The following is a 3,826-nucleotide window of genomic DNA, read 5'->3' on the forward strand; positions in this document are numbered from 1 at the left end:
TGATAATTCTAGTTATATAGATGTTTTCTATGGCTCTTATACACATCGTCAATGATTTTAGTAAACAAAAAGGAGCAACAACATTTATTTAGAAGTATGGACTTTTGTTTATGTAGACTATACAATTGACGAATTGTGTAGAATAGCAATTGTGGCGGCAAAATAAATTTCGATTAATTTATATAACGCACGTAGTTAACAAAGAGGTGCTACAAATCGTAAACAGTCGTCCTATACATTTGTTGACTACAAAACTAAACAAAATATGGGAGGATACTATGAAACGCAATGCAGTAACAGGGTTCCTAACTAGCCTATGCATGCTCTTGAGCCTATCTGCTTTCGCAATGCCAGCAATGGCAACAACCGCAGATAATTATGCAAAAACTCCACTTACTGCTGAAACAGCTAAACAAATCGCAAATGGAACTATAGGCTTAGATTTACCTGGGGCTTTGGATATGTCTTTATATCACAAGAAGCCTCTTGATCCGCAAGCTGATTTAGATGGTGACGGCTTAACTAATAGTCAGGAAATTTACACTTACACTAAAGACGGTAAGACTTATTATGGGTACAATTCTCACCCTATGATGAACGATACCGACGGCGATGGTATTCCAGATAATCAAGACAGCAATCCTCGCAGGTGGGATATTAGTCCTCGCGATATGGCTTTATTCTCTGAACTTTCTTATCGAGATGATAATTACATAAATAAGGTACTCGATTACACTAAACCGCTTCACGACATTTACAAAAATCGCAATGAGTACCGCCTTATGCACAACGAGCTTGCACCATTCTGGAAAGTTAAAGAAACCTACCACAAGAGGGGAGGATTTGATGCTGTTTTGTTTGAAAATGTAAGTCCATACCCATTCTTAGAACAAGGCACTGTTCAAGTACTAGCAATTCGTGGAACTTCCCAATTTAATGATTACGATGATGATTTTGCAATAGCTGTAGGTCATAACCCAGATCAAGCTAAAGATGTTGAGCAGTTGATTGAGCGTTATGGTCGCGAAAATACTGTTAGCAATTTGTATATTACCGGACATTCCCTCGGAGGGTATCTTGCACAGCGTGCTTTAATTCGTGCTAAAGGCAAAGGCTACAACTGGATTAAGAAAATTTACACATTCAATTCACCACAAATTTGGGGAAATATTTTCAACCGTTGGTTACGTACCGTCGCCAATACTGGCAATAAGCTCACTCGAGAAGGTTACGCTGTTCATTACAAAGTAGACAACGACAAGGTTATTCGTTCTGTTGGCAATTTTGCTGGAGCTATAAGCGTCGGCAATTCTGCGCAAGGACATAGCTCTCGAAGCTATCTTGAGGCTCGTATGAACAATTTCCCAGGTTTCACCGTAGGTACTAGAGGAGATATTTCTGGCACTGGACGTTGGATGGAAGAACTTAACAACTTCTACGATGTTCGCACGTTCTAATTACTGCTAATTAAGGATTGCTAATTAGCACCAGCAATAGATAGCTACCTCGTGTAATTTATTAACAATAAGCTAAGCGCTGATTTACCGATGATTCATTAATATCCCAAGTAGCTCAGCGCTTTTCCTATATCAATTAATCTAATGAAATTCTTTCCTATTACACCGCATAAGCTTAAGTATTAACTTTTGGTACTTATTAARMTTATCTGATTCAACTAGATACAATTTTATGAAGTTGTTAAATCTGATAAAATCAACACGTTGAGCTAAATCTGTTGTGCTGCTCGCAAAAATATTTTCAAAATAAAGTAGAAGTCTGTACAAAAAGTAAGGAATAGCAGTATGAGAAAAGTAAGTACCATTCACACAATTAGTGGAATTGTATTAGCTTTTGGTTTGATTGTTTCATCTCTGATTTACGTACCTTCGTTAGCAACAACCGCAGTTGCAGAAGAAACATCACCAATTCACACTCCTTTGACTGCACAAACTGCTCACGACATTTCTACTGGTCGAATTCGTTTGGAAAATAATCAGATTGATTCTTTGCTTTACCATAAAGCCGCGCTAGATCCAGATCAAGATAGCGATGGCGACGGTCTGAAGAACAGCGAAGAGCTTTACACTTACGTAAAAAACGGACGCACATATTACGGATATAATTCGCATCCACTTATTAAGGACACCGACGGCGACGGGTTAGATGACAAAAACGATAACAATCCTCGCAGGTGGGATATTAGCCCTCGCGATATGGCGCTTTTTATGGAGCTTGTGTATAGGGAAGACAGTTACGTCAAAGAAGTACTTGACTACTCAAGACCACTCACTAAAATTTACAAAAATCGCAACGAATACAAGCTTATGCATAACGAGCTTGCGCCATTCTGGAAAGTCAAAGAAACATACCACTTTGGAAGCGGATTTGATGCTATTCTTTTTGAAAATGTAAATCCTGCATACCCATTTATTGAGCAAAACGGCGTGCAAGTTCTTGCAATCCGAGGAACTGAAAGCGGCGGAGATTTTACTAATGACATTAAACTAGCAATTGGATTAAACCCGAGCCAAGCTTTAGATGTAAACAATGTGATGGATAAAATCAATAGAGAAAAACTTGCTACTAATTTATATATAACAGGGCATTCTCTCGGAGGTTATTTATCTCAACGTGCTTTAATTTACGCTAAACAAAAAAATTACCAATGGATTACAAAGGCCTATACTTTTAACGCTCCGAGGATCAAAGGTAATATATTCAACAAATGGCTTTGGGAAACATCTGATTTTGGCGATCAATTAACAAAAGAGGGTTATGCTGTTCATTACAAGGTTGATAATGATAAAGTAATAGGACCAATAGGAAACCTTAACGGCGCAATAAGCATAGGAAGATCTGGAGAAGGTCACGGATCTCGTAGTTACTTTGAGCCTAGAATGGATAGTTTCGAAGGATTCACAGTTGGCGAACGCAATAAAATTGAAGGAACCGGTCGCAAAATTGCTGCACTCGACGGATTAGTTAACGAACCAGTTATTAAAACTGACGAACAATCTTTCGAACCTAAAATTGAAAACATAGACATTTTTGAAAACGATAAGTTACCAAAAGTAACAGATTATCTTCTTAATGCATCAGACAGACCGCAAGGATCTACCATTACAGATATTACAGATAAAACTTCTATTAACACTTCTAAAAGTGGAAAATACGAAGGTAAAATATTACTTGCATTATCTGATAATTCAGTAAAAACTATTATAGTTCCAATAATTATTCATAAGCGATTGGCTAATATCGAGGAACTTCCAAATGTTACTGCTGAACCTGGCAAGAAAATAGAAGTCAAAAAAGACAATAAAATCCCCGATAATTTCGACTTCAAACCATACTTAAAAAACTTACCAGAAAACAGCACAGTACAAGTTGTAAAACAACCAAACACAACAAACACTGGAGAAACAACATTTATCGTAGAAATAACCTTTGCAAACAAAGCAAAACAGAAAGTAACTCTTAAAGCTCACGTTGTAGAAATCATTCCAGCAACACCACTAAACCCAGCTAAAAAACTCATACCAGGCAAAACCATTACTCCGATTCCAAATGTTACTGCTGAACCTGGCAAGAAAATAGAAGTCAAAAAAGACAATAAAATCCCCGATAATTTCGACTTCAAACCATACTTAAAAAACTTACCAGAAAACAGCACAGTACAAGTTGTAAAACAACCAAACACAACAAACACTGGAGAAACAACATTTATCGTAGAAATAACCTTTGCAAACAAAGCAAAACAGAAAGTAACTCTTAAAGCTCACGTTGTAGAAATCATTCCAGCAACACCACTAAACCCAGCTAAAAA

General features: G+C 37.2%; 2 protein-coding genes. Both read left to right on the forward strand.

The window, feature by feature from the left end; genetic code table 11:
• The first annotated feature begins 278 nt into the window (after nt 1-278).
• Nucleotides 279-1,457, forward strand: coding sequence for an Mbeg1-like protein (locus A5294_RS00665; RefSeq protein ID WP_004119768.1), 1,179 nt, complete (start codon nt 279-281; stop codon nt 1,455-1,457).
• A gap of 345 nt (nt 1,458-1,802) precedes the next feature.
• A partial coding sequence (locus A5294_RS00670) for a Rib/alpha-like domain-containing protein (protein ID WP_197457095.1) occupies nt 1,803-3,826 on the forward strand: 2,024 nt, incomplete at its 3' end.

Source organism: Gardnerella sp. 30-4, assembly GCF_001641215.1.
GTDB classification, from domain to species: Bacteria; Actinomycetota; Actinomycetes; order Actinomycetales; family Bifidobacteriaceae; genus Bifidobacterium; species Bifidobacterium leopoldii.